This is a genomic window from Variovorax sp. (assembly GCF_035634955.1).
Taxonomy (GTDB): Bacteria; Pseudomonadota; Gammaproteobacteria; order Burkholderiales; family Burkholderiaceae_C; genus Variovorax.
Genome location: NZ_DASQBZ010000007.1, coordinates 91,465 through 117,605, shown reverse-complemented (window position 1 = coordinate 117,605; position 26,141 = coordinate 91,465). Strand labels below are relative to the sequence as shown.

At 67.7% G+C, this 26,141-nt stretch carries 23 protein-coding genes; 12 read left to right on the top strand and 11 right to left on the bottom strand.

Going from position 1 to position 26,141, the window contains the following annotated elements:
* Positions 1-182: 182 nt before the first annotated feature.
* The 3 genes from VES41_RS02675 to VES41_RS02665 all read left to right on the top strand — a co-directional run bounded on the left by VES41_RS02675 (position 183) and on the right by VES41_RS02665 (position 5,203).
* Positions 183-3,128 carry a ribonucleoside-diphosphate reductase subunit alpha gene (locus VES41_RS02675; RefSeq protein ID WP_324812642.1) on the top strand — a complete coding sequence of 982 codons (2,946 nt, stop codon included), beginning with the start codon at positions 183-185 and terminating at the stop codon, positions 3,126-3,128.
* 157 nt (positions 3,129-3,285) lie between these two features.
* Positions 3,286-4,479, top strand: a complete 1,194-nt coding sequence (locus tag VES41_RS02670) for a ribonucleotide-diphosphate reductase subunit beta (protein ID WP_324812639.1) — start codon at positions 3,286-3,288, stop codon at positions 4,477-4,479.
* A 202-nt stretch (positions 4,480-4,681) separates the two neighbouring features.
* Positions 4,682-5,203 (top strand): histone H1-like DNA-binding protein, encoded by a 522-nt coding sequence (locus VES41_RS02665; protein ID WP_324812636.1) that lies wholly within the window; start codon positions 4,682-4,684, stop codon positions 5,201-5,203.
* A gap of 76 nt (positions 5,204-5,279) precedes the next feature.
* Here the strand turns inward: VES41_RS02665 and VES41_RS02660 are convergent, their stop codons facing one another.
* The 8 genes from VES41_RS02660 to VES41_RS02625 form a co-directional block, all read right to left on the bottom strand.
* Positions 5,280-6,182: a carbohydrate kinase family protein gene (locus VES41_RS02660; RefSeq protein WP_324812633.1), complete on the bottom strand. Its 903-nt coding sequence runs from the start codon at positions 6,180-6,182 to the stop codon at positions 5,280-5,282.
* A gap of 42 nt (positions 6,183-6,224) precedes the next feature.
* Positions 6,225-7,652 (bottom strand): zinc-ribbon and DUF3426 domain-containing protein, encoded by a 1,428-nt coding sequence (locus VES41_RS02655; protein WP_324812631.1) that lies wholly within the window; start codon positions 7,650-7,652, stop codon positions 6,225-6,227.
* 83 nt (positions 7,653-7,735) lie between these two features.
* The gene (gene prmA, locus VES41_RS02650) at positions 7,736-8,620 is read right to left on the bottom strand and encodes a 50S ribosomal protein L11 methyltransferase (protein ID WP_324812628.1); all 885 of its coding nucleotides are present in this window, start codon (positions 8,618-8,620) and stop codon (positions 7,736-7,738) included.
* A 16-nt stretch (positions 8,621-8,636) separates the two neighbouring features.
* Positions 8,637-9,986 carry an acetyl-CoA carboxylase biotin carboxylase subunit gene (gene accC, locus VES41_RS02645; protein ID WP_324812625.1) on the bottom strand — a complete coding sequence of 450 codons (1,350 nt, stop codon included), beginning with the start codon at positions 9,984-9,986 and terminating at the stop codon, positions 8,637-8,639.
* Between the two features lie 114 nt (positions 9,987-10,100).
* On the bottom strand, positions 10,101-10,568 hold the full coding sequence (accB, locus tag VES41_RS02640; RefSeq protein ID WP_324812623.1) for an acetyl-CoA carboxylase biotin carboxyl carrier protein: 468 nt from the start codon (positions 10,566-10,568) through the stop codon (positions 10,101-10,103).
* 132 nt (positions 10,569-10,700) lie between these two features.
* On the bottom strand, positions 10,701-11,267 hold the full coding sequence (locus VES41_RS02635) for a TlpA disulfide reductase family protein (protein WP_324812621.1): 567 nt from the start codon (positions 11,265-11,267) through the stop codon (positions 10,701-10,703).
* Positions 11,264-11,869, bottom strand: a complete 606-nt coding sequence (locus VES41_RS02630) for a hypothetical protein (protein ID WP_324812619.1) — start codon at positions 11,867-11,869, stop codon at positions 11,264-11,266. Before VES41_RS02630 ends, VES41_RS02635 begins: the two co-directional genes overlap by 4 nt.
* A 78-nt stretch (positions 11,870-11,947) precedes the next feature.
* A complete protein-coding gene (locus VES41_RS02625; protein WP_324812617.1) occupies positions 11,948-12,958 on the bottom strand; it encodes an SDR family oxidoreductase in 1,011 nt (336 codons plus the stop codon).
* Between the two features lie 213 nt (positions 12,959-13,171).
* Between VES41_RS02625 and VES41_RS02620 the strand changes: the two genes are divergently transcribed.
* The 3 genes from VES41_RS02620 to VES41_RS02610 all read left to right on the top strand — a co-directional run bounded on the left by VES41_RS02620 (position 13,172) and on the right by VES41_RS02610 (position 15,973).
* Positions 13,172-13,960, top strand: a complete 789-nt coding sequence (locus tag VES41_RS02620) for an IclR family transcriptional regulator (RefSeq protein ID WP_324812614.1) — start codon at positions 13,172-13,174, stop codon at positions 13,958-13,960.
* An 80-nt stretch (positions 13,961-14,040) separates the two neighbouring features.
* Positions 14,041-15,465 carry a UDP-N-acetylmuramate:L-alanyl-gamma-D-glutamyl-meso-diaminopimelate ligase gene (gene mpl / locus VES41_RS02615; protein WP_324812612.1) on the top strand — a complete coding sequence of 475 codons (1,425 nt, stop codon included), beginning with the start codon at positions 14,041-14,043 and terminating at the stop codon, positions 15,463-15,465.
* 7 nt (positions 15,466-15,472) lie between these two features.
* Positions 15,473-15,973 (top strand): cupin domain-containing protein, encoded by a 501-nt coding sequence (locus tag VES41_RS02610; RefSeq protein WP_324812609.1) that lies wholly within the window; start codon positions 15,473-15,475, stop codon positions 15,971-15,973.
* A gap of 18 nt (positions 15,974-15,991) precedes the next feature.
* Here the strand turns inward: VES41_RS02610 and VES41_RS02605 are convergent, their stop codons facing one another.
* The 3 genes from VES41_RS02605 to rodA form a co-directional block, all read right to left on the bottom strand.
* Positions 15,992-17,110, bottom strand: coding sequence for a 3-deoxy-7-phosphoheptulonate synthase (locus VES41_RS02605; protein WP_324812607.1), 1,119 nt, complete (start codon positions 17,108-17,110; stop codon positions 15,992-15,994).
* Positions 17,111-17,347: 237 nt separating this feature from the next.
* Positions 17,348-18,808: a metalloprotease TldD gene (tldD, locus tag VES41_RS02600; protein WP_324812604.1), complete on the bottom strand. Its 1,461-nt coding sequence runs from the start codon at positions 18,806-18,808 to the stop codon at positions 17,348-17,350.
* 198 nt (positions 18,809-19,006) lie between these two features.
* Complete coding sequence (rodA, locus tag VES41_RS02595) at positions 19,007-20,185, bottom strand: rod shape-determining protein RodA (protein ID WP_324812601.1); 1,179 nt, start codon at positions 20,183-20,185, stop codon at positions 19,007-19,009.
* A 48-nt stretch (positions 20,186-20,233) separates the two neighbouring features.
* Between rodA and VES41_RS02590 the strand changes: the two genes are divergently transcribed.
* The 6 genes from VES41_RS02590 to VES41_RS02565 are packed head-to-tail and all read left to right on the top strand — an operon-like array spanning position 20,234 to position 26,132.
* Positions 20,234-20,821 (top strand): YqiA/YcfP family alpha/beta fold hydrolase, encoded by a 588-nt coding sequence (locus tag VES41_RS02590; RefSeq protein ID WP_324812598.1) that lies wholly within the window; start codon positions 20,234-20,236, stop codon positions 20,819-20,821.
* A 42-nt stretch (positions 20,822-20,863) separates the two neighbouring features.
* On the top strand, positions 20,864-22,942 hold the full coding sequence (locus tag VES41_RS02585) for a ribonuclease catalytic domain-containing protein (RefSeq protein WP_324812595.1): 2,079 nt from the start codon (positions 20,864-20,866) through the stop codon (positions 22,940-22,942).
* Positions 22,943-22,980: 38 nt separating this feature from the next.
* The gene (locus VES41_RS02580; protein ID WP_324813095.1) at positions 22,981-23,838 is read left to right on the top strand and encodes an energy transducer TonB; all 858 of its coding nucleotides are present in this window, start codon (positions 22,981-22,983) and stop codon (positions 23,836-23,838) included.
* 15 nt (positions 23,839-23,853) lie between these two features.
* The gene (gene aroE, locus VES41_RS02575) at positions 23,854-24,690 is read left to right on the top strand and encodes a shikimate dehydrogenase (RefSeq protein ID WP_324812593.1); all 837 of its coding nucleotides are present in this window, start codon (positions 23,854-23,856) and stop codon (positions 24,688-24,690) included.
* Between the two features lie 16 nt (positions 24,691-24,706).
* Positions 24,707-25,456 carry a transglycosylase domain-containing protein gene (locus tag VES41_RS02570; protein WP_324812590.1) on the top strand — a complete coding sequence of 250 codons (750 nt, stop codon included), beginning with the start codon at positions 24,707-24,709 and terminating at the stop codon, positions 25,454-25,456.
* 34 nt (positions 25,457-25,490) lie between these two features.
* The gene (locus VES41_RS02565) at positions 25,491-26,132 is read left to right on the top strand and encodes a lysophospholipid acyltransferase family protein (RefSeq protein ID WP_324812587.1); all 642 of its coding nucleotides are present in this window, start codon (positions 25,491-25,493) and stop codon (positions 26,130-26,132) included.
* The last annotated feature ends 9 nt before the right edge of the window (positions 26,133-26,141 follow it).

Sequence of the window (26,141 nt, the reverse complement as noted above, 5' to 3'; positions counted from 1 at the left end):
GGATACACATTCTCAAGCAACGGCAAATATGTGTGGAAAACACCATATCTAGTAGATTGCTACCCCCCTGGACCCCATATATAGTGTGTGCACCGCACGGCAGCCGATTGAGGCGGCAGCCCTGCGAAGTCGGCCCTTGCCAACCTTTGCACAACAAAAGTCACTCCAAAAGGACACCCCGAATGCAGACTGCCCAGAATCCTTCGTCCTCCGCACTCCAACGTCCCCTGCCGGCCAGCAGCCAGGCGCGCGACGTGGCCGGCCAGCCCAGCAGCGCGGCCCTGGCCCACTACCAGATCATTCGGCGCAACGGGGCCGTCGTGCCCTTCGAGCCGAACAAGGTCGCGATTGCGATGATGAAGGCCTTCCTGGCGGTGCACGGCACCCAGGGCGCGGCATCGGCCAGCGTTCGCGAGACCGTCGACGACCTGACGCAGGGCGTGGTTCGCGCGCTGGTGCGCTCGCGCCCGGGCGGCGGCACCTTCCACATCGAAGACGTGCAGGACCAGGTCGAACTGGGCCTGATGCGCGGCAGCCACCATGAAGTGGCCCGCGCGTACGTGCTCTACCGCGAGCGCCGTTCGCAGGAACGCGCACGCCAGGGCGAGCCCGTGCAGCAGCCGGTGGTTGCGCAGCTGCACGTGCTCGACGGCGGCGAGCGCGTGGCGCTCGACCTGGGCGAACTCAAGTCGCTGATCGAGTCGGCCTGTGCCGGCCTGGGCGACGGCGTCAGCGCCGACCCGATCGTGGCCGAGACCATGCGCAACCTGTACGACGGCGTGCCGCTCGACGAGGTGTACAAGGCCTCCATCCTGGCCGCCCGCACCCTGATCGAGAAGGATCCGGACTACACCTTCGCCACCGCCCGCCTGCTGCTGCACACGATCTTCAAGGAAATCGTCGGCCGCGAAGTGGCCCCGGCCGATCGCGCCACCACCTATGCCGACTACTTCCCGCAGTTCATCAAGAAGGGCGTGGAAAACGAACTGCTCGACGAGAAGCTGCTGCAGTACGACCTGGCCCGCCTGGGCGGCGCCCTCAAGGCCGAACGCGACCTGAAGTTCGACTACCTGGGTCTGCAGACGCTGTACGACCGCTATTTCCTGCATGTGCGCAAGAGCCGCATCGAGTTGCCGCAGGCCTTCTTCATGCGCGTGGCGATGGGGCTGGCACTGGGCGAGATCGATCGCGAAGCGCGCGCCATCGAGTTCTACGAAGTGCTGTCGTCGTTCGACTTCATGTCCAGCACGCCGACCCTGTTCAACAGCGGCACGCTGCGCTCGCAGCTGTCGAGCTGCTACCTGACCACCGTGCCGGACGACCTGGACGGCATCTACGAGTCGATCAAGGAAAACGCTCTGCTGTCGAAGTTCGCCGGCGGCCTGGGCAACGACTGGACCCGCGTGCGGGCGCTGGGCAGCCACATCAAGGGAACCAACGGCGAGTCGCAAGGCGTCGTGCCGTTCCTTAAGGTCGTCAACGACACCGCCGTGGCCGTCAACCAGGGCGGCAAGCGCAAGGGCGCCGTCTGCACCTACCTCGAGACCTGGCACCTGGACATCGAGGAGTTCCTGGAACTGCGCAAGAACACCGGCGACGACCGCCGCCGCACGCACGACATGAACACGGCCAACTGGATCCCGGACCTGTTCATGCGCCGGGTCATGGAAAACGGAAGCTGGACGCTGTTCTCGCCGTCGAACGTGCCGGACCTGCACGACAAGTTCGGCGCCGCCTTCGAGGCCGCCTACGTCGCCTACGAGGAAAAGGCAGCGCGTGGCGAGATCAAGCCCAGCCGCACCGTGCCCGCCACCGACCTGTGGCGCAAGATGCTCACGATGCTGTTCGAGACCGGCCATCCCTGGATCACGTTCAAGGACGCCTGCAACGTGCGCTCGCCGCAGCAGCACGCCGGGGTGGTGCATTCGTCCAACCTGTGCACCGAGATCACCCTGAACACGAGCGACACCGAAACCGCGGTGTGCAACCTCGGCTCGATCAACCTGCTGCAGCACCTCAAGGATGCCCCGCACGGCGCCGAAGGCGGCGCGGCCAAGGTGATCGACCAGGAAAAGCTGGCGCGTACCGTGACGACGGCCATGCGCATGCTCGACAACGTGATCGACATCAACTACTACGCCGTCAAGAAGGCTCGGGACTCCAACCTGCGCCACCGTCCCGTCGGCCTGGGCGTGATGGGCTTCCAGGACGCGCTGTATGAACTGCGCATCCCCTACGCCAGCCAGGACGCGGTCGAATTCGCCGACCGCTCCATGGAAGCGATCTGCTACCACGCGTACTGGGCCTCGACCGAGCTGGCCAAGGAGCGCGGCCGGTACTCCAGCTACAAGGGTTCGCTGTGGGACAAGGGCGTCCTGCCGCTGGACACGCTGAATCTGCTGGAGCAGGCGCGCGGCGGCTTCGTCGAAGTGGACCGCTCGTCCACGCTCGACTGGGAGGCGCTGCGCGCCAAGATCCGCCAGGACGGCATGCGCAACTCCAACTGCGTGGCCATCGCGCCGACTGCAACGATTTCCAACATCATCGGCGTGGACGCGTCGATCGAGCCGTGCTTCGGCAACCTCTCGGTCAAGTCGAACCTGTCGGGCGAATTCACCGTCATCAACCATTACCTGGTGCGCGATCTCAAGCGCCTGGGCCTTTGGGACGACGTGATGGTGATGGACCTGAAGCACTTCGACGGCTCGCTGCGCCCGATCGACCGCGTGCCGCAGGACGTCAAGGCGCTCTACGCCACCGCATTCGAGGTCGAGACGCACTGGCTGGTCGAGGCCGCCGCGCGCCGCCAGAAATGGATCGACCAGGCGCAGTCGCTCAACATCTACATGGCCGGCGCATCGGGCAAGAAGCTCGACGAGACCTACAAGCTGGCCTGGCTGCGCGGCCTCAAGACCACCTACTACCTGCGCACAATCAGCGCCACGCACGCCGAGAAGTCCACCGTGCAGTCGGGCCGGCTCAACGCCGTTTCTTCCGGCGCGGACAATGGCGGCATGAGCGCACTCGAGGCCGCAGCGGCCGCGGCGCAGCAGCAGATGAATGCGGTGCCCGCCACCGACATCAAGTTCTGCGGGATCGACGATCCGACCTGCGAAGCCTGCCAGTGAGCGTTGATGCTGCACGCGTCGTCGCGCATTCCATCTGGAATTTCGCGTGACGACGCGATGCATGCGAACAACATGAACGCATGAACGACGAGCGCGTTGTGGGCGAACACTTTTCAACTCACGGCGTTGCTCACATAATTTGAGTATTGGAATCTCTATGTTGACCTGGGACGAAGAAGTCAAGCACAACGCAGCGCCCGTGAACCCGATCGGCCGCGCGATGGAACTGCCGACTTCGCAGCATGCCTCGCCGGCGCTGCAGCCCGTCGCTTCGCACACGCCGGCCTCGCTCGCACCTGCCTCCGCGGCAGCCGCGCTGCCGACCGCCAGCGCCCGGCGCGTGGTCGCGGCCGACAAGCGCATCATCAACGGCCAGACCGACGTCAACCAGCTGGTGCCCTTCAAGTACAAGTGGGCCTGGGAAAAATACCTCGCCACCTGCGCCAACCACTGGATGCCGCAGGAAGTGAACATGACGCGCGACATCGCCCTCTGGAAGGACCCGAACGGGCTGACCGAGGACGAGCGCCGCATCGTCAAGCGCAACCTGGGCTTCTTCGTCACCGCCGACTCGCTGGCCGCCAACAACATCGTGCTGGGCACCTACCGCCACATCACGGCGCCGGAGTGCCGCCAGTTCCTGCTGCGCCAGGCCTTCGAGGAAGCGATCCACACCCACGCCTACCAGTACATCGTGGAGTCGCTGGGCCTGGACGAGGCCGAGATCTTCAACGCCTACAACGAGGTCGCCTCGATCCGCGAGAAGGACCAGTTCCTGATCCCCTTCATCGAGGCGATCATGGACCCGAACTTCCACACCGGCACGCCCGAGAACGACCAGACGCTGCTCAAGAGCCTGATCGTCTTCGCCTGCCTGATGGAAGGCCTGTTCTTCTACGTCGGCTTCACGCAGATCCTGGCGCTGGGCCGGCAGAACAAGATGACCGGCGCCGCCGAGCAGTACCAGTACATCCTGCGCGACGAGTCGATGCACTGCAATTTCGGCATCGACCTGATCAACCAGCTCAAGCTCGAGAACCCGCATCTGTGGACGGCCGAGTTCAAGGCCGAGATCAAGGCGCTGTTCGCCAAGGCGGTCGAGCTGGAATACCGTTATGCCGAAGACACCATGCCGCGTGGCGTGCTGGGCATGAATGCCTCCATGTTCAAGGGCTACCTGCGTTACATCGCGAACCGTCGCGCCACGCAGATCGGCCTCGAAGCGCTCTTCCCGAACGAGGAAAACCCGTTCCCCTGGATGAGCGAGATGATTGACCTGAAGAAGGAGCGCAACTTTTTCGAGACCCGTGTGATCGAGTATCAATCGGGCGGTGCGCTTTCTTGGGATTGAGTTTCGCGTTCGATACGACGACAAAACAAGATCGGTATTGCCCTTGGCGCCGGATGCACCGAAAAGAGTGCGGCGCCCGGGGCGCAGGTGTTCATGGCACTGAGGCCACGTCCTCAATGCCATGGATCGCTTCAATGGGTCCGTGAAGGGCCCTGAAGTGCTTCAAAAGGTTGATTCTTCAACTTGATCAAGGAGAAAGAAAATGGCAACTGCAAAGAAAGCGCCGGCCAAGAAAGCCGCCGCCAAGAAGGTAGCAAAGAAGGCCGTCGCCAAGAAGGTCGTGGCGAAGAAGGTCGCGCGTCCCGCCGTGAAGAAGGCGGTCGCCAAGAAGGTCGTGAAGACCGCGGCAAAGAAGGCCGTCGCCAAGAAGGTCGCCAAGACCGCGGTGAAGAAGGCTGTCGCGAAGAAGGTCGCCAAGACCGCGGCAAAGAAGGCCGTCGCCAAGAAGGTCGTGAAGACCGCGGCGAAGAAAGCCGTCGCCAAGAAGGTCGCCAAGCCCGCAGCGAAGAAGATCGCCAAGAAGGCGGTAGCCAAGAAGGTTGCGAAGAAGGCGGTTGCGAAGAAGGTCGCCAAGAAGGCGGTCGCCAAGAAAGCCGCGAAGAAGCCTGCTGCCAAGAAGGCTGCCAAGGCTCCCGCTGCCCCCAAGGCAACGCCTGCCCCTGCGGCTCAGACCACTCTGAACCCGCAAGCAGCCTGGCCCTTCCCGACGGCCGGCAAGCCCTGAGCCTGAGCCTCTCCAAGGCCAAAGCCCGGCACCTCACGGTGCCGGGCTTTTTTGTCTTTGGACCGGCCGAGGCCTGTCAGAGTCCGAGGGCGGCCCGGTCGACCCCGTAGTTCTGCGGTCCGCGCTGGGCGATCTTGAGCGCCCCGAGGCGATTGCCCAGTTCTGCGCAGCGCGCCAGCGGCCAGTCCTGCTCCAGTCCGTAGAGCAGCGCGCCGCGCCAGGCGTCGCCGCACCCGGTGGGATCCACCACCTGGGCCGGCGCGACGGCTGGAACATGCGTCTTGGCGCCATCGGTCCACACTTCGCACCCGTCAGCGCCCAACGTGACCACCAGCCCGCGCACGCGCCGCGATATTTCGGCGCTGTCCAAGCCCGTGCGCTCGCTGAGCATGCGGCCTTCATAGTCGTTGACGGTAACCCAGTCGGCCAGCTCGATGAAGTGCGCCAACTCGTCGCCGTTGAACATCGGCAGGCCCTGCCCCGGATCGAACACGAACGGAATGCCGGCCGCCTTGAACTGCTCGGCATGCTCGAGCATGGCGTCGCGCCCATCCGGCGAGATGATGCCCAGGCGGATGTCCTCCCGCGCGTCGATCCGCGTCAGGTGTGCCTGCTGCATGGCGCCCGGATGGAAGGCCGTGATCTGGTTGTTGTCGCGGTCCGTCATGATCATCGCTTGCGCGGTGTAGGTGTCCGACACTTCGCGCACGAACTCGGTCGAGATGCCCAGATCGCGCAGGCGCCGGATGTAGTCGGCGCCATCGCTGCCGACCGTGGCCATCGGCAACGCCTTGCCGCCCAGGGCATTGAGGGCATAGGCGACGTTGCCGGCGCAGCCGCCGAAGTCGCGCCGCAGGCCCGGCACCAGGAAGGACACATTGAGGATGTGCAACTGGTCCGGCAGGATCTGGTCGGCGAAACGACCCTCGAAGCTCATGATCGTGTCGAAGGCGAGGGAGCCGCAAATGACGGTGGCCATAGTGTGTGGTGGTCGGTTGAAGAAAGGCGGTGCGACCGCGCCTCAGGGATAGAAGGCCGAAAGGCGATAGCCCGCGACAGGCGGCAAGCCGGCAGCATCGGGGCCGCTCAGACGAACCGGCAGGGACGCATTGCGTTCGGCGCCGGCCGCCAGCACGCCCGGTGCGCCGAATTCATTCGGTTGCAGGACCCGGCGCACCAGCGCTCGCTCCTGGGTGTCCAGCAGGGTCAGTTCCACTGCCGGCATGGCGAGCGGCATGCGCGCTCCGTTGCGCAACGTGAAGTCGAGCCGGTAGCCCTCGTTGCGATCGCTCGAAAGGGAGGCCCCTTCGATGCTGATGGCGGCAATCATGCGAGGAGCGGCCAGCCGGCAATGGGTCCAGTCGCACAGCGCCTGCAGAACCGGACGCAGCTGGGGCTGGCGGGCGACCAGGATGTCGCGCTCGTGGCGCAGATACTGCAACGCCAGCACCGCCAGCGCGCACAGGCAAGCCAGTGCCCACAGCCAGTTGCCGGCGCGCCGCCGCGGCCGCGCGTCCTGGTCGGCCGACACGTCGGCAAAGCTCGGCAGCGGCGCCGCCGCTGGCGCGGCGACATGCGTCGCGTCGGCATGGGAAGCCGATTCCGATGGAAGGCGCAATGCCGGCCGCTCGGCGGACGACGGCGCGGAAGATGGCGAGCCGCCGACGTCCGCCGCATGCAGATCGACGGAAGCCGCGCCATCGGCGACGGGCGATGCATCGAAACTCGGATCGCCGGCACTCGACGCATGGCCGTGGCGCTCCCGCTCGCGCTGCTCGGAGCGCTCGCGGCGCAGCGCCTTGACGCGTTCGCGCCGCAAGGCCTTCTGCAACTGCGCGTTCACGGCCTCCTCGATCGGCGAGACGGCGGCAGACGGGCCGGTGAGCACAGGCGAGAACTCGGGCTCGCGCCGCTGCGCCGGGGCGCTGTCGCGATCCGCGGGCAGGCCGAGGTCGAGCGACGGCAGTGCGTCGAACCGCGGTTCGTGCGCCGCGTCACCGAAGCGCTGCGCCGCTTCGGAATAGGCCACGCTCACCGGCTCGGACGTCCAGCGCGGCGCCGTGGGCGCGGGGATGGCTGCCGAGCCGCCGCCGAGATCGAGCAGATCGGCTTTCGGCCACGACATCGCTGGCATCTCGATGCCGGCGGGCAACGGCGGAGCCTCCGGCCCGAGGTCGAAGGCATCGTCGTCGTGCGAGTCGTCTTCGCCGCTTTCGACGACGGGCGTGGCAGCCGGCGCCGGCGCAGACGCCTGGCCAGGCGCAGGGGCCGACGCGCCAGGAACGGCTGCCACCGGCGTGCCGTCGTCGTTCGTCTCCCACAGTGCCTGAGTGGCGTCGAACACCTCGCTGCAACGGCCGCAGCGAACCCATCCCTCGGAGATGCGAAGCTGGTCCCGGACGACCTTGAATGTGGTCGCACATGCGGGGCAGCGGGTGACGAGTCTCATGTGGCGCGAATTGTAGGGGTGCCCTCGTACGGCATGGCCGGGCGCGGCGCCGGCGCGTGGTCCGCCCTTGCCGGCATGCGCGTTCAGGCGCGGCCGGTCATCAGGATCCAGCCGTCCTCGGTGTCGGCCACCGACAGCTTCAGATAGGGCGCATACGCCTCTTGCAACTCCTGCGCCTGGCGATCGAGGATGCCCGCCAGCACCAGCGATCCGCCCGGCGCCACGTGCCGGCACAGCAGCGGCGCCAGCACCTTCAGTGGCGTCGCCAGGATGTTGGCCAGGACGATGTCGTAGGTGCCCGCGGCGGCATCCGGCAGGCCGGCCCTCAGTTGCACCTGGTTCGCCTGCGCATTGAGCCGCGTCGATTCCACCGCGGCCTGGTCGATGTCCACGGCGTCGATGTCGCTGGCGCCGAACTTGGCGGCACCGATGGCGAGAATGCCCGAGCCGCAACCGTAGTCCAGCACGCGGCGCGAGGCGAGCGCGCCGGCACCGGCGATCCAGCGCAGGCACATGCGGGTGGTCGGGTGGGTTCCCGTCCCGAAGGCCAGGCCCGGATCGAGCCGGATCACCTGGCGGGCGGCAGCCGGCGGCTGGTGCCAGGTCGGCACGATCCAGAATTCGGGCGTGATCTCCACCGGTGCGAACTGTGACTGCGTCAGGCGTACCCAATCCTGCTCGGGCACCTCGAAGACCCCGACGAGCTCGCAGCCGTCGAAGAAGTCCTGCGCCGACAGCACCAGCCCCGCCTCGCGCGCGGCCTCCTCGGTCGGGAACAGCGCGGTCACCCGCGAGCGCTCCCACCCGGCCTTGGGCGGCGGCATTCCCGGCTCGCCGAACAGCGCGCGCTCCGCCTCGGTCTGGGCGTCGGCATCCTCGACCGAGGTGCTCAATGCGTCGAGCGCATCCAGCGCCTCGCCCAGGATCTCGATCCTGTCCTCCGGGGCAAGCAGGTGCAGTTCGAACATCGGCCGGGCTCCTTGCTCAGCGCGCGTGGGCGCCGAGCCACTCTTCCAGGTAGTGGATGTTGGTGCCGCCGCTCATGAACTTGGCGTCGACCATCAGTTCGCGGTGCAGCGCGATGTTCGTCTGGATGCCCTCGACCACCGTCTCGTTGAGAGCCTGGCGCATGCGCGCCAGCGCCTGCTCGCGCGTGTCGCCATGAACGATGATCTTGCCGATCATCGAGTCATAGTTGGGCGGCACGAAGTAGTTCGTGTAGGCATGCGAGTCGACCCGCACGCCCGGGCCGCCCGGCGGGTGCCACATCGTGATGCGCCCCGGCGACGGCGTGAACTTGTAGGGGTGCTCGGCGTTGATGCGGCATTCGATGGCATGGCCGCGCTGTTCGATCTGGCGCTGGGTAAACGGCAGCTTCTCGCCGGCCGCCACCATGATCTGCGTCTTGACGATGTCGATGCCGGTGACCATCTCGGTGACCGGATGCTCGACCTGCACGCGCGTGTTCATTTCGATGAAGTAGAACTCGCCGTCCTCGTACAGGAACTCGAAGGTGCCGGCGCCGCGGTAGCCGATCTTCTTGCACGCGGCTGTGCAGCGCTCGCCGATGCGCTCGATGAGCTTGCGCGCGATGCCCGGCGCGGGAGACTCCTCGATCACCTTCTGGTGGCGCCGCTGCATGGAGCAGTCGCGCTCGCCCAGGTAGACGGCGTTCTTGTGCTTGTCGGCCAGCACCTGGATCTCGATGTGCCGCGGGTTCTGGAGAAACTTCTCCATGTACACCGCGCCGTTGTTGAAGGCCGCCTGGGCCTCCGCCTTCGTCATCTGGATGGCGTTGACCAGCGCCGCCTCGGTGTGCACCACGCGCATGCCGCGCCCGCCGCCGCCGCCCGCAGCCTTGATGATCACCGGGTAGCCGATGGCCCGCGCGATGCGCTTGTTGGTGGCCGGATCGTCGGACAACTCACCCTCCGACCCGGGCACGCAGGGCACGCCCGCCTTGATCATCGCCTGCTTGGCCGAGACCTTGTCGCCCATGATGCGGATGTTCTCCGGCGTCGGGCCGATGAACTGGAAGCCGCTTTGTTCCACGCGCTCGGCGAAGTCGGCGTTCTCGCTTAGGAAGCCATAGCCGGGGTGGATCGCCTCGGAGTCGGTGACCTCGGCCGCCGAGATGATGGCCGGCATGTTGAGATAGCTCTGCCCGGACGGCGCCGGGCCGATGCACACAGCCTCCTGCGCCAGCTTGACGTACTTGGCGTCGCGGTCGGCTTCTGAATAGACCATGACGGCCTTGATGCCCATTTCGGCACAGGCCCGCTGGACCCGCAGGGCAATCTCCCCACGGTTGGCCACAAGGATCTTCTTAAACATCGTTTCTCCCGCGGCCTGAGGCCGCGCACACGCACGGGCGGCGGCTGGACCGGGTGGTGCCCGCGGCCACCACGGCGCACGGGCCGCGATCGTCCACGAGCGTCATTGGCATGCTTACTCGATGGTGAACAGCGGCTGGCCGTATTCGACCGCCTGACCGTTCTCGCCGAGGATCTGGGTGATGGTGCCGCTCTTGTCGGCCTCGATCTCGTTGAGGATCTTCATGGCCTCGATGATGCAGATCGTGTCGCCTTCCTTGACCTGCGCGCCCACTTCCACGAAGGGCGCCGCGCCGGGACTGGAAGCACGATAGAAGGTGCCCACCATCGGCGACTTGACCACATGCCCCTGGGGCTGTGCCGGCGCGGGCGCCGGAGCCGGAGAGGCCGCGGCAGCCGGCGCGGCGGCGGGCGCGGCCGTTGCCGCAGCCGCCGGCAGCGCCTGAACGTATTGCACGGGGGCGGCGCTTTCGGCGCCGGCCTTGACGATCCGCACCTTGCCCTCGGCTTCGGTGATCTCCAACTCGGAGATGTTGGATTCCGACACGAGGTCGATCAGTGTTTTGAGCTTGCGCAGGTCCATGGGACTCCATTGCCGGCATGCGCCGGGCTTTCGCACTGGGTAGTGCTCAATTAGTATTCAAAGTGAATGAATGACCGCTAACTTCGGCGTAATCACGCTTATGAGCGCCAAAATCGAGGTTAACAGATCATTCTAACCGTGAAAGAGATCACGACGCCAACTGTCGAGGTCGCTGCGCTCCAGCTTTCCCATTTTACGTGCGGCCACCTTGCCGTCCGCGCCCACGGCGAGCGTAAAGGGCAACCCTCCTTGCGTGTTGCCCAGCTGACGGAGCATGTCGGTGCCGGCCACGCCGGCCAGCCCGATCGGATAGGCGACCGGCGTTCGCGCAAGAAACTTGCGCACCGCGCTCGGCTGATCGATGGCCAAACCCACCACTTGAAAGCCGTTCGCGGCATTTTCACGGAAAAAGGCATCGAGCATCGGCATTTCCTCGACGCAGGGCGCGCACCACGTGGCCCAGAAGTTCACCAGCAGCGGCTTGCCTCGCAGCGTTGTCAGGGCCAGTTCGCCGCCGTCCGGCCGATCGAACCGGCCGGACCAGAACCCGGCATCCAATGCAGTTCCACCGCGATCGTCACGGGCTTGCCACCATGCCGCCGCCGCGCCGGCGCCGGCCGCTGCCACGGCCACGGCGCCCAACATCCAGCGGCGGGAGCGGCCGCCTTCGACCCTCTCGATGGACGTCGACTCTGTCATGCCTGCTCGTCCTTTTCGATCAGGCGGCGCACGGCCGCCATGTCTCCACGCGGGGCCCGCCCCTGCGCGTCGGGCTTGAGCGCGCCACGCTGGTCGTCGAGGTCGTACACCAGCAGGTGGACCCCGACCTCTTCGCCGAGCTCGCGGCTCATGGCGTGCACGCTGAGCGCCTCGACCTGTTCGCCATGGAAGCCCGTGACCATGCGCGGCTCGTAGTCGACGCGATGGTCGATCAGGCTGATCTCGGCCGACTTGGAGTCGTCGCAGAACAGCTGGATATAGATGTCCGACAGGCGGGTGGCGGTTCCGTGCCAGACAGCGCCGCCAAGGTGGGGGCGAAACGGCGCCATGCGCTCCATCCACTCCAGCGCCAGTCGGCGCAGCGCGAGCAGTTCGCGCGGCTGGGTGTCGGCGCAGAACACGTCGATGTACTCGCGCACCGACGCCTCGATCTCGTCGTTGCCCGGCAGCGCCGTGCGCGCCGGCAGGCCGAGTTCGCGCAGCGCCCGGCGCTTGGCCGGGCCGTACTCGAGGCCTTCCTCGACCACGAGCCGGGCCGCGGCTGCGGCAATCTCGCGTTTGGCGGCAGAAGAGGTGTCCATCGGTCGATTGTGCCCGGTCGTCGCGCCCACGGCGCAGGAGAAGCCGTACGCAAACCGGGGGCGCGCCCGGCCGCCCGTTCAGCCTTGCGGCGATGCGTCCGCGGCGAGGCTGCGCCTGGCTGCACGGGCCGCCTTGAAGGCCAGGAAGGCTTCGAGGCTGGTCTTGCGCGGGACATAGCCGAACTCCTGCTTGAGCCGGTCGTTGGCCAGAACCGGCCGATAGCGCAGGAAATCGATCTGCTCCGGGCCGCAGCGGCTGATCTTCAGGCGCGCGCCGATCCTCAAGCCCAATCGCAGGAGCGGCGCCGGCACCGCCAGCACAGGCTTGCGCAGCAACGCCGCGATCTGCGCGAGCGTGAGCGCGCCATCTCCGGCCACGTTGAAGCACCCGGTGCGGCCACTGGCGATCGCATGCAGGATGCAGCCGGCGACATCCTCGTCCCAGACGAAGACGAAAGGGCTGTCCCTGCCGCGCACTGCCATGAGGCGCGGTTTGTCGAACAGCGCCGTCACCCGGTTGTCGGCGTGGTCGCCAAGAATGGTGCCGATGCGCAGTACCGTCTGGCGCAGCTGCGGATGGCGACTGCGGTAGCTGGCGAGCATTTCCTCGACCAGCCGCTTGTGGTGCGAACAGACGAAGTCCGCGTTGCCCCGCAGGGGCTGGTCTTCGGTGATCCACGCCGGGTTGTCCGCGTGGTAGCCATAGGCGGCGCCGCTCGAGGCGACCACCAGGTGGCGCACGCCGGCGGCCAGGCTGGCCTTGAGCAGGTTGCGCGTTCCCAGTACATCCACCGAATACTCGAAGTCGCGGTCGCCCCCGCTGCCGGGAGGCACGGTGGCGGCCAGGTGCACGACGGCGTCCACCGCCCGGCGCTCGAGCAGCCCCTGCAATTCGGGCGAGCGCACGTCCATCACTTCGTAGATGACGCCGGGCACGCGCCGCGCGGGCGGCACGTCGCGGACGTCGGTGGCAATGACGGCGTCGATCTCGCGCGACTGCGCCAGGGCGGACACCACGCTGCGCCCGAGAAAGCCGGCAGCGCCGGTGATCAGGACGCGCCGCAGGGGAAGAGGAGACTCGTTTTCCATCGGGAAGCAGGTGGCGCCGGGAGCGGATTGTCGGGGCTGGCAGCCCGCCCGGCGAAGCGGGCGCCGCCGCAAGCGCTGCAAGCGTCGACGATTACCGCATTTGTTGATGAAATGTTGCTTCCAAACTACTTTAGAAGTCATGCATCTTACCCAAAAGAGGGCAGAATCTCGGATTTGCTAATACAAAGTCTCTACTTTTGAGACCTCGCCCCGATGATTTCCGAAGAATTCGCAGCTCCCAACACCCACGATCAAGCGCTCACCCCGGGACTGCGCATGCTGCAATTGCTCGAACTCGTCGCCAGCACCGGGGACGCCCAATCCCTGGCCGACGTGGTGCGCCTGAGCGGACAACCGAAGCCATCGGTACACCGCATGCTCCAGCAGATGGAAGCCGGCGGACTGCTGGCGCGCGGCGCCGACGGCCGCCGCTATGCCGTCACCCCCCGCCTGACACGCTTTGCCGAGGACGTGCTGCGCGCCAGCAGCACCACCGGCTTGCGCCGCACGCTGCTGCGCCGCCTGGTCGACCAGGTGGGCGAGACGTGCAACCTGACTGCGCTGTCGGGCGACGAGGTGGTCTACCTCGATCGCGTCGAAACCAACTTTCCGCTGCGCCTGGACCTGCGCCCCGGCTCGCGCGTCCCGCTGCACTGCTCGGCCAGCGGCAAGCTTCTGCTGGCGCATCTGCCGACCGGTCCGCGCGAACGCATGCTCGAAGCGCTGCACTTCGCCCCGCGCACCGCACACACCATCGACAGCCGCGAGCGCATGGAAAAGGAACTGGCGCGCATTCGCGACCAGGGCCACGCGGTGGACGCAGAGGAATACGTCGACGGTCTGGTCTGCGTCGCCGTGCCGGTGCGCGACCGTTCCGGCGGGCCGGTGCGCTGTGCGGTCGCCCTGCAGGCGCCGGTGGCACGGCTGTCCATGGCGCAGGCGCTGTCGCAACTCGACAAGCTGCACGCGGCGGCCGACGACATCGCTCGCGCCGGGGCCTGAGCGAGCGACGCCCCCCCGCCGGCCCGGTCCCGCTCGGGGTCCGAGGCGGCTGTCTGCGCGGCGACTTCTAGAATCCGCCGATGCACATTCACATTCTCGGCATCTGCGGCACGTTCATGGGAGGGCTGGCCGCCCTGGCGCGCGAGGCCGGCCACCGCGTGACCGGCTGCGACGCCGGCGTCTATCCGCCCATGAGCGATCAGTTGCGGGCGCTGGGCATCGATCTGATCGAAGGCTTCGACGCCGGCCAGATGGCCCTGAACCCCGACGTCTACGTCGTGGGCAACGTCGTCTCGCGCGCGCGCCTGCCCGACGGCAGCGCCAAGTTCCCGCTGATGGAGGCCATTCTCGAGGCTGGCGCCCGCTACACGAGCGGCCCGCAATGGCTGGCGGACATGCTGCTGCAGGACCGTCACGTGCTGGCTGTGGCCGGCACGCATGGCAAGACGACCACCACGTCCATGTTGGCGTGGATCCTCGAGCGTGCCGGCCGCGCGCCCGGCTTTCTGGTGGGCGGTGTGCCGCTGGACTTCGGGGTCTCCGCGCGCCTGGGCCATGGTGGCGCCGGGCATGGCCGGCCGTTGTTCGTCATCGAGGCGGACGAGTACGACACCGCCTTCTTCGACAAGCGCAGCAAGTTCGTCCACTACCGTCCGCGCACGGCGGTGCTGAACAACCTGGAGTTCGATCATGCTGACATCTTTGATGATCTCGCAGCCATCGAACGGCAGTTCCACCATCTCGTTCGCACCGTGCCCGCCACCGGCAGGCTCGTGGTGAACGGCGCGGAAGAAAGCCTGGCGCGGGTGCTCGCCCGTGGCTGCTGGAGCGAGGTGGCCGCCTTCGGCGGCGACGGCGCCTGGCAGGCCGACGGCCCCGCGGACGATTTCGAAGTACGCCGGAGCGGCGAGCGCGTCGGCCGTGTCGCCTGGGCCCTGACCGGCGAACACAACCGCATGAACGCGCTGGCGGCGATCGCGGCCGCCGAACATGTGGGCGTCGACCCCGGCGAGGCCGCCGACGCACTGGGCAGTTTTCGCAACGTGCGCCGGCGCATGGAGCTGCGCGGCAGCGTCGAACGTGCCGGCCACGCCATTCGCGTGTACGACGACTTCGCGCACCACCCGACCGCCATCCACACCACGCTCGAGGGGCTTCGGCGCAAGCTCGACGCCAGCGGCGCGCAGGACGAGCGCATCCTGGCCGTGTTCGAGCCGCGCAGCAACACCATGAAGCTGGGCGCCATGGCCGCCCAGCTGCCCTGGAGCCTGGAGCCGGCCGCCCTCGCCTTCTGCCATGCCGCCGGGCTGGACTGGGACGCCGCGGCGGCGCTCGCGCCGCTGGGCGATCGCGCCCAAGTCGCACCGGATCTCGAAACGCTGCTGCGGCAGGTGGTCGTGGCGGCGCGGCCCGGCGATCACATCGTGTGCATGAGCAACGGCGGCTTCGGCGGCGTGCACCAGAAGCTGCTGGACGCGCTCGGCCCGGCCGCTCCCGGCCTATAGTGCGGCCATGCAGGCGCGCGAACTCATCGACAGCCTCGGGCTGCAGCCGCACCCCGAGGGCGGCTGGTACCGCGAGGTATTCCGCTCCAGCGCGCAGGTCGCCCCGGCCGACGGCCGCCCGCGCCGGGATGCGCTGACCACCATCTACTTCCTGCTCGAGTCAGGCCAGCATTCGCGCTGGCATCGCGTGATGTCGGACGAGGTCTGGGTGCATCTCGGCGGCGCGCCACTGGCCCTGTATTCCTGCGACGCGGCGTTGCGCACGGCGCCAGCTCACGTGAAGCTGGGCCCGGTGGACATGCACGGGGCCCATCCGCAGCACGTCGTGCCGGCCGGCCAGTGGCAGGCCGCCCGTCCGATCGACGCGCCGGGCGGCGTCGGCTTCTGCCTGGTCACCTGCACGGTCGGCCCCGGGTTCGACTTCGACGACTTCACCTTCATGTCGCCCGACGGCGACGAAGCCGCAGCGCTGCGCCACCACTGGCCGGACCTGGCCGACCTCATCTGACCGCCGCCGCGGTGGCGGTCAGCCGCGGCGCTGCTTGACTGCCTGCGCCAGCGTGTCGAGCACCTGCACCGAGTCGTCCCAGCCGATGCATGCGTCGGTGATGCTCTGCCCGTATTCCAGCGCCTCGACCTTGTTCTTGCCCGGGGTGAACTTCTGCGCGCCGGCCACCAGGTGGCTCTCGACCATGACGCCGAAGACGCTCCTGCCGCCGCGGGCGATCTGCCCGGCCACGTCCGCCACCACCTCGATCTGCTTCTGGTGCTGCTTCGAGCTGTTGGCGTGGCTGCAATCGACCATGAGGGTGGGGTGCAGCTTGGCGGCAACCAGGTCCTTGCAGGCCAGGGCCACGCTTTCGCCGTCGTAGTTGGGCGCCTTGCCGCCGCGCAGGATCACGTGGCAGTCAGGGTTGCCCTGGGTCTGCACGATCGCCACCTGTCCGTTCTTGTGCACCGAGAGGAAGTGATGGCCGCGCGCCGCCGCCTGGATCGCGTCGGTGGCGATCCGGATGTTGCCGTCGGTGCCGTTCTTGAATCCGATCGGCGCCGACAGGCCCGAGGCCAATTCGCGGTGCACCTGGCTTTCGGTGGTGCGCGCGCCGATCGCGCCCCAGGCGATCAGGTCGCCGATGTACTGCGGCGAAATCACGTCCAGGAACTCGCTGCCGGCCGGCAGGCCCATCCGGTTGATCTCGATGAGCAGTTGCCGCGCCATGCGCAGCCCCTCGTCGATGCGGTAGCTCTCGTCCAGGTACGGGTCGTTGATCAGTCCCTTCCAGCCGACCGTCGTGCGCGGCTTCTCGAAGTACACCCGCATGACCACTTCCAGCGTGTCCGCATGGCGATCGCGCATCGCCTTGAGGCGCCGGGCGTAATCCAGAGCGGCCACCGGATCGTGGATCGAGCACGGCCCCATCACCACCAGCAGCCGGTCGTCCTTGCCGGCCATGATGCGGTGGATCGACTTGCGGGTATGGCTGATCAGCGATTCCACCGGCGTTCCCCGGATGGGGAAGAAGCGGATCAGGTGTTCGGGAGGGGGCAGCACGTTGATGTCCTTGATGCGTTCGTCGTCGGTCTTGCTGGTTTTCTCGACGCGCGCATACCAGGTGTCGCTGGCGGAGGCGGTGTTCGTGCTCATCGTTCTTCTTCCTTCGAAGGGTGGTCGTTGATCTGGCAGGGACGAAAAAAAACCGCCGGGCTTGAGGCACCGGCGGTTTTTTGAGGATTCTTGCTTTGTCTGCTTGCCTTTAGGCGCGCAACCCTCGTCCGCCGGAAACCGGGAACCAAAAGTACGCAAAGTAAAAGGCGCGGATGGCGGACATAGGGCGCAACTCTAGCACAGCCGATGTCGATGCGGCAAAAATCCGATGCACGCTCACGCCGTGCCGCCGACGGTCAGCCCGTCGATGCGCAGCGTCGGCTGGCCCACGCCCACGGGCACGCTCTGGCCTTCCTTGCCGCAGGTGCCCACGCCCGAGTCGAGCGCCATGTCGTTGCCGATGAGGCCGACCCGCTTGAGCGCATCCGGACCATTGCCGACGATCGTCGCGCCCTTGACCGGATAGAGGATCTTGCCCTTTTCCACCCAGTAGGCCTCGCTGGCGGAGAACACGAACTTGCCGCTGGTGATGTCGACCTGTCCACCGCCGAAGTTGGTGGCATACAGGCCGCGGTCGATGCTGGCGACGATCTCCTTGGGATCCTTGTCGCCGCCCAGCATGTAGGTATTGGTCATGCGCGGCATCGGCACATGGGCGTAGCTCTCGCGCCGGCCGTTGCCGGTCGGCCTGACCTTCATCAGGCGGGCATTGAGCGAATCCTGGATGTAGCCCTTGAGGATGCCGTCCTCGATCAGCACGTTGCGCTGGCTGGCGTGGCCCTCGTCGTCGATGTTGAGCGAGCCGCGGCGGTCGGCGAGCGTGCCGTCGTCCAGCACGGTGACTCCCTTGGCCGCCACGCGCTGGCCGATCCGGCCGGCGAACGCGCTCGAGCCCTTGCGGTTGAAGTCGCCCTCGAGTCCATGGCCGACGGCCTCGTGCAGCAGGATGCCGGGCCAGCCCGGGCCGAGCACGACAGTCATCTCGCCAGCCGGCGCGGGGCGCGACTCGAGGTTGACCAGCGCCGTGCTGACGGCCTGGTCGACATAGGTCGCGACCTGCTCGTCGCTGAAGTAGGCCAGCCCGAAGCGGCCGCCGCCGCCGCCGGAACCGACCTCGCGCCGCCCGTTCTGCTCGGCGATCACGGTGATCGACAGGCGCACCAGCGGCCGCACGTCGGCCGCCAGCGTGCCGTCCAGGCGCGCGACCAGCACCACGTCGTACTCGGCGGCCAGGCCTGCCATGACCTGCACGATGCGCGGATCGCGCGAACGCGCCAGGCGTTCGGCCCTTTCCAGCAACTGCACCTTGGCGGTGCTGTCGAGCGTGGCGATCGGGTCGATGCCGCCGTAGAGTGCCCGGCTGGGCGCCACCCGGCGCGCCGGCGTCTTGACCCGTGCCGAACGGCCGGCCGACGAGATGGCGCGCACCGTCCGCGCCGCGTCCAGCAGGGACAGGTCGGAAATGTCGTCCGAATAGGCGAACGCCGTCTTCTCGCCGCTTACGGCGCGCACGCCAACGCCCTGGTCGATGCTGAAGCTGCCGGTCTTGACGATCCCCTCTTCGAGGCTCCAGCCTTCGCTGCGGGTGTACTGGAAGTAGAGGTCGGCATCGTCGACGCGGTGCGCGGCGATCTCCGACAGGGCACGCGTGAGGTGGGATTCGTCCAGGCCGAAGGGCGCCAGCAGGAGTTGTTGGGCGGTGGCCAGGCGTTCGAGAGTGGGTTCGCGCGAGATCATCGAGGGATTATGAGCCTCCCGGCTTTTCACTACGCTTCGCTGCGTGTAATTCGCCACCTCCCGAGGAGGGGGCTGCACTGCGGCCCGGCAAAGCCGGTTCCGCGTGCAACGAGCCTCCCGGCTTTTCACTACGCTTCGCTGCGTGTAATTCGCCACCTCCCGAGGAGGGGGCCGCACCGCGGGCCGGCTGGGGCGGCGTCAGCCGATTTCCATGCCTTCGGCGTTCTTGAGGGCGAGCTTGCGGGCGCGTGAAATGGACATCAGGATGCCCAGGCCGAGGCCGAGGGTGACCATGGCGGTGCCCCCGTAGCTGATGAACGGCAGCGGCACGCCCACCACCGGGAGGATGCCGCTGACCATGCCCATGTTCACGAAGGCATAGGTGAAGAAGATCATCGTCACCGCGCCGGCCATGAGCCGGGAGAACAGCGTCGGCGCGTCCACTGCGATGAGCAGCCCGCGAAAGATCAGGAACAGGAACGAAAAGATGAGAAACAGGTTGCCCATCAGGCCGAACTCTTCCGAGTAGGCGGCGAAGATGAAGTCGGTCGTGCGCTCCGGGATGAACTCCAGGTGCGTCTGGGTGCCCTGCATGAAGCCCTTGCCGTCGACACCGCCGGAGCCGATGGCGATCATGCCCTGGATGATGTGGAAGCCTTTGCCCAGCGGGTCCTTGCTCGGATCGAGCAGGGTGCACACGCGCTGCTTCTGGTAGTCATGCAGGATGCGCCAGTCGAAACCGTCGGCGCAAAGGGTCGGCTCGTACATGATGATCAGCACGACGGCGACGGCCCCGATGACCACCGGCGGCACGATCAGCTTCCAGGGAAAGCCGGCAAAGAAGATCACCGCCAGGCCGGCCGCCAGCACCAGCAGCGCCGTGCCCAGGTCGGGCTGCTTCATGATCAGCCCGACCGGCGCCACGAGCAGCAGCGCCGCGACCAGGAAGTCCGTGGCACGGACCTGCCCCTCGCGCCGCTGGAACCACCAGGCCAGCATGAGCGGCATGGCGATCTTGAGAATCTCGCTGGGCTGGATCACCACGCCGACGTTGAGCCAGCGCGTCGCCCCCTTCTTGGTCAGGCCGAACATCGCCACCGCCACCAGCAGCCCGACCCCCAGCAGATACAGCGGCACGGCGAAATGCATGATGCGCTGCGGCGGCACCTGCGCCACCACGAACATGATCCCGGCCGCCAGCGCCATGTTGCGGGCATGGTCCACGAAGCGGGTGCCGTGGTCGTAGCCGGACGAATACATGGTCACCAGGCCGGCCGCGCACAGCAGCAGCACCGCCAGGATAAGAAAAGCGTCGTAGCCCTGGAAGATGGGCAGGATGCGACGCGACAGGGGAGGCTGATTGAAAACGGCGGCCATGGGCGCGCGATTATCCCGCGCCGCTCGCGCGCGGCGCTAGCATGCGGCATGGCAACCACCCACCTCCTGTATCTGCACGGTTTCCGATCTTCGCCCCAATCGGCCAAGGCGCAGGTCATGGCACGGTACGTGGCACGGCAGCATCCCGCGGTGCGCTGGTGGGCGCCGCAGCTGCCGCCCTCGCCGCGCGAGGCGATGGAAACCGTCCGCGCCGGCATCGAGGACTGGCCGCACGCGAACATGGCCGTGGTCGGCTCGTCGCTGGGCGGCTTCTACGCCACCCACGTCGCGGCGGCGACAGGCTGCCGTGCCGTCCTGCTCAATCCGGCGGTTCACCCGGAGCGGGACCTGGCGCGCTACATCGGCGACCAGACCCTTTGGCATTCGCCGCAGGACCACTTCTATTTCCGGTCCGAGTACATCGACGAGCTGCGCGTCCTCCAGGCTGGCCCGCTGCAGCATCCGGAGCGCTGCATGGCAATCATCGCCAAGGGCGACGAGGTGCTGGACTGGCGCGAGATGACCGCACGCTACCCCGGAAGTCCGGTCTGTCTGCTCGACGGCGGCGACCATGCCTTGTCCGATTTCGAGACCGCGCACCTGGCGACGGTGGTCGGGTTCCTGCAACTGGGCTGAAATCCGGAGGGCGGGGGCCCGCGCCTGAGGGACAATCGCCGGATGTTCGTTTTGTTTGAAGATGCCGGCAAGTTCCTCGCCGGCCGCGTCATGTCGGAGGCCGAGGCTTCGTCCCAGGTGGAGCTCGATTCCGGCAAGCGGGTCAAGGTGAAGGCAGCCAACCTTGTGCTGCGCTTCGAGAAACCCGCGCCCGCCCAACTGCTGGACGATGCCCGGGCTCTGGCCGCCACGGTCGACCTGGACCTGGCGTGGGAGTTCGCTCCCGAGGGCGAGTTCGGCTTTGCCGAGCTTGCCGCCGACTATTTCGACGCCAGTCCCGCGCCCACCCAGCAGGCCGCCGCCCTGCTCGCCTTGTACGACGCGCCGCACTACTTCCGCCGCGCCGGCAAGGGCCGGTTCAAGCGTGCGCCTGCCGAGATCCTGCAGCAGGCGCTGGCCGCCATCGAGAAGAAGAAGGCGATCCAGGCGCAGATCGACGAATGGGCGGCCGAGCTGGCCGCCGGCCGCTGTCCGGCGCCCGTGCGCGAGCAGCTCTACCGCATCCTGTTCAAGCCGGACAAGAACGCGCCCGAGTACAAGGCCGTGGTCGAGGCCGCCCGCGCCACCCACCGCGCCCCACTGGCGCTGCTGGAAGCGGCCGGGGCCATCGACTCGCCCTACCAGTTCCACTGGAAGCGGTTCCTGTTCGAGAATTTCCCCAAGGGCACCGACTTTCCGGCGCTACAGGCGCCGGCCATTGCCGACGAACTGCCGCTGGCCGAGGTGCCGGCCTTCTCGATCGACGACTCGCACACCACCGAGATCGACGACGCGCTCTCGGTGCAAGGCCTGGGCAGCGGCAGCGTGACCCTGGGCATCCACATCGCGGCGCCGGGCCTGGCGCTGGCGCCCGGCGGGCCGATCGACCAGGTCGCGCGCACGCGCCTGTCGACGGTCTACATGCCGGGGCACAAGATCACCATGCTGCCCGACGAGGTCGTGGCCGCCTATACCCTGGAAGAAGGCCGCGACTGTCCCGCCGTGTCGCTCTATGCCCGCTTCGACGAGGGCAGCCTGGAACTGCTGGGCACCGAGACCCGCCTGGAGCGTGTGCCGATCAGCGCCAACCTGCGGCACGACAAGCTCGACGCCTTCATCACCCGTGACTGGCTGGAAGATGCCGCCGTGCAGCCGGCGCAACCGGTGCCCGAGCCGGCCGCCGGCCTGCGCCCGCAGTTGTCGTTCCTGTGGCGACTGGCGCAGCACCTGAAGGCGCAACGCGAGGTCGCACGCGGCAAACCGGAAAGCTTCAACCGGCCCGACTACACCTTCCGCCTGGAAGGCAACGACGGCGAGCCCGACGGCAGCGAGCGCGTGCACATCGGCACGCGCCAGCGCGGCGCGCCGCTGGACCTGATCGTCTCCGAGGCGATGATCCTGGCCAACAGCAGCTGGGGCAGCTGGCTCGGCGAACTCGGCGTACCCGGCCTGTACCGCAGCCAGGCAAGCCTGGCGCCGGGCATCAAGGTGCGCATGGGCACCAAGTCGCTGCCGCACGCCGGGCTGGGCGTCAAGAGCTATGCCTGGAGCACGTCGCCGCTGCGCCGCTATACCGACCTGGTCAACCAGTGGCAGATCATCGCGGCCGCGCGCCATGGCAAGACGGCCGCGCTGGCCGCGCCGTTCAAGCCCAAGGATGCCGCGCTGTTTTCCGTTCTTTCCGCCTTCGATTCCGCCTACAGCACCTACAACGGCTACCAGGCCGCCATGGAGCGCTTCTGGACGCTGCGCTACCTGGCGCAGGAAGGCATTACCGAGATCGAGGCCACGATCATCAAGGACCTGCCCAACGGCGCGCTCGCGCGCGCCGAGACGCTGCCGCTGGTCTTCAGCCTGACCGGCACGCAGGGCCTTGCGCGCGGTGCGCGCGTGCGCGCCCGGCTGGAATCGGTCGACGAGATCTCGCTGGACGTGCATGCCGCCGTGATCGAGCGCCTGGACGCGCCGGCCGACACGGACGAAAGCACCGACGATGACGAGGAAGACGTCGCCGGCCCGCTCGCCATTGCAGTGGACGTCGACGAAGAGGGCGCCGGCGACACGGCGCCTGCCGACGCCGCCGCGCCGGCCGCCACCCGCTAATCCGCTGCCGCCCGCACTCCTGCGCCAACCCGACGATGATGAAGCTGCGCCACCTCAGTACCTTGCAGATCGCCCTGGGCATCTCGTTGCTGGCGCATGCCGCGCTGCTGGCGGTGCGCTTCGTGGATCCCGAGGCCTTCAACCGCGTGTTCGAGGACACCGCCCTGGAGGTGATCCTGGTCAATGCCAGGAGCAACGACGCGCCGCAACAGGCCAAGGCCATTGCCCAGGCCTCGCTGGCCGGCGGCGGCGATCTGGACAAGGGCCGCGCCACCAGCCCGCTGCCGCCTTCGGCGTTCACCGCGGTGGGCGATTCGATCGAAGACGCCCAGCGACAGATCGAAGCCATGCAGGCCCAGCAGATGCTGTTGCTGGCGCAGATCAAGCAGCAGCTGGCCGCCATGCCGCTGCCGGATCCGCGCAGCCCCGGCGCGCCCAACGAGAACACGGCCCAGGAGGAAAAGCGCAAGCAGCTGCTGGACCTGCTGGCGGAGATCGAGCGCCGCGTGAACGAGGAGAACGCCAGGCCGCGCAAGCGCTACGTGAGCCCGGCCACGCGCGAAGCGGCCTACGCGGTCTACGTCGACACCCTGCGCCGGCGCATCGAGGCGCGCGGCACGGAGAACTTTCCCACCCTCAACGGCAAGAAGCTCTACGGCGAGCTGACGATGCTGGTCACCGTCAATTTCGACGGGACCCTCCTGGGCACCGAGGTGGTCGAGACCTCCGGCGACGCCCAGCTGGACCGGCGTGCCCAGGCGATCGTGCGCAGCGCCGGCAACTTCGGCAACTTCACCCCGGACATGCGCAAGACCACGGACCAGATCGTGCTGCCCTCGCGCTTCAAGTTCACCCGTGACCAGACGCTCGAGGCGCAGGTCACATCGACGCGATAGAAAGGAATCGTGCGCATGGACCTCTATTGCGTGATGGGGAACCCGGTCGAGCACAGCCGCTCGCCATGGATCCATGCCCGCTTCGCCGAGCTGACCGGACAGGCGCTGGAGTACGGGCGGCGCCAAGCGCCTGTGGACGGCTTCGCACAGGCGCTGGCGCAGTTCCGCACCAGTACGCAAGGCCAGGCGCGCGGCTGCAACGTCACCGTTCCGTTCAAGTTCGACGCCGCGGCCGCTGCGGAGCACTTGAGCGACCGCGCCGCGCTCGCGCAGGCCGTCAACTGCCTGTCGTTCCGCGAAGACGGCGTCCACGGCGACAACACCGACGGCGTCGGGCTCGTGAACGACATCACGCGCAACGCCGGCCTGTCGCTGGCGGGCCGCGACGTCCTGCTGCTGGGCGCGGGCGGCGCCGCGGCCGGCGTGCTGGGGCCGCTGCTCGCATCGGGCGCGCGCCGGGTGGTCGTGGCCAACCGCACGCTGGGCAAGGCGATCGCCCTGGTGCAGCGGCATGCCGCCGCAGCCCTGCCGCACCATGCCGAGGTCGAGGCGCGCGCGCTGGACGACCTGTCCGGCCAATTCGACGTTCTGGTCAATGCCACGGCTTCCAGCCTGGCCGGCGATGCGGTGCCGGTGAGCGCCGACGTGCTCAAGCCCGGCGCGCTGGCCATCGACATGATGTACGGCCCGGCCGCTGCCGGCTTCCTCGCCTGGGCTGCCCGTCACGGGGCGACACCGCGCGATGGGCTGGGCATGCTGGTCGAACAGGCGGCCGAGGCGTTCGAGATCTGGCGCGGCGTGCGACCACCCGCGGCCCAGGTCCTGGCCGAATTGCGCGCCATCGTCGGCTGAGCGCGGCCCGACCGGAATGCAATCGCTGCTGCGCTGGATCGGCTGCCTGCTGCTTGCGGGCCTGAGTCTTCAACTGTTCTTCGTGGTCCGCATCGCCGCGATGGCCGCGGTCGACCCGCAGTCCACCGCCTTTCAGCGCTCCGAGGCCTGGCAGCTTGCCTTGCACGGACGCCACAACGGGGACAAGGCATGGTCGCAGCAATGGGTGCCCGACGCCCGGATCGCGAGCAACCTCAAGCGTGCGGTGGTGGCCAGCGAGGACGGAGGCTTCATGACGCACCACGGCGTCGAATGGGAAGCCATCGAGCGCGCCCATGAGCGCAACGAGCAGGCCGCGGCGCAGGCTGCCCGGCGTGCCGCGCAGGCCGCGCGCCGGGGCAAGACGGCGCGGCCGGCGCAATTGCGCGGCGGCTCCACCATCACGCAGCAACTGGCCAAGAACCTGTTCCTGTCGAGTGAACGCACGCTGCTGCGCAAGGGCCAGGAACTGGTGCTGACCGCCATGCTCGAGTTGCTGCTGGACAAGCGCCGCATCCTGGAGATCTACCTCAACAGTGTGGAATGGGGCGAAGGCGTCTTCGGCGCCGAAGCGGCCGCGCAGCACTATTTCGGCAAGAGCGCCGCCCGCCTGGGCGCCAGCGAGGCGGCCAGGCTGGCCGTGATGCTGCCGAGCCCCAAGTTCTACGAGAAGCGCCAGGGCTCGGGCTACCTGGCCAGCCGCACCGCGACCATCGTGGCGCGCATGCCGTCGGCGGACATTCCGTGAGGCCGAATCGGCGCAGCTTCGTATCATCGGCGGCATGCTCGCCAAATTGATCAGTGGGTTGCTGCTCGCGCTGGTGCGGCTGCTCACCGGCGCGCAGGCCCGCTGGTGGGGCTGCCCGCCAAAGGCCGAGCAACGCATCTACTTCGCCAACCACCAGAGCCACCTGGACCTGGTCATGATCTGGGCGGCGCTGCCCCAGGAGTTGCGCGCGATCACCCGCCCGATCGCCGCGCGCGACTATTGGGCCAACACGCCGCTCAAGCGATGGATCACCACCGAGGTGTTCAACGCCATCTACGTCGAACGCGGCGGCAGTACCGCGCAGCCGGCCGAGCCCGGCAGCGCCGCGGCAATGGAGCCGTTGCTGCCGCTGATCGAGGCGCTGCGCAGCGGCGACTCGCTCATCATCTTTCCCGAGGGCACGCGCGGCCACACCGGCGAGCCGCAGAAGTTCAAGTCGGGCCTGTACTCGCTGGCCATGCTGTTCCCCGACGTGGTGCTGGTGCCCGCCTGGATCGACAATGTCCAGCGGGTCATGCCCAAGGGAGAGGTGGTGCCGGTGCCGATCCTGTGCTCGGTCACGTTCGGCGCGCCTGTGCGGCTAGAGCCGGGCGAGGAGCGTCGCCCATTTCTCGACCGCGCCCGTGCCGCGGTGATGGCCCTGCGGGACGTATGAGCGGCCGGC